The organism is Bacillus sp. 05T31 (assembly GCF_056396725.1).
On sequence record NZ_JBFTMA010001329.1, the window covers coordinates 1 to 507 of the forward strand.

Below are 507 nucleotides of genomic sequence, written 5' to 3' on the forward strand. Positions count from 1 at the left end.
GGTTATAATTGTGCTGAACTTCATGGTGATATACCTCAAGCGAAACGTGAAAGAGTCATGAAGAGTTTCCGCGAAGCTAAAATTCAGTACTTAATTGCGACTGATGTAGCAGCTCGTGGACTTGATGTAGATGGTGTAACGCACGTATTTAACTTTGATATCCCTGAAGATGTAGAAAGTTATATTCACCGCATTGGCCGAACAGGACGTGCAGGTGGATCAGGTCTTGCAATTACGTTCGTTGCAGCGAAAGATGAAAAACATTTAGAAGAAATTGAAAAAACGCTTGGTGCACCAATACAAAGAGAAATAATCGAACAACCGATGATAAAAAATGTAGATGAAAATGGAAAACCGGTACAAAAGCCGGCTCCAAAGAAATCAGGTCAATATCGTCAAAGAGATAGCCGTGAAGGTTCAAGAAGTGGTTCAAAAGGTGGACCAAGAAACGATTCAAGAAATAGTTCTAGAAATGATAACAATCGATCATTTAATAAGCCAAGTAAT

1 protein-coding gene is annotated in these 507 nt (G+C 38.9%); it reads left to right on the forward strand.

Annotated elements, in window-relative coordinates:
* Positions 1–507 (forward strand): helicase-related protein (locus AC1DJR_RS33160; RefSeq protein ID WP_477004588.1); only part of this gene is annotated, 507 nt, incomplete at both ends.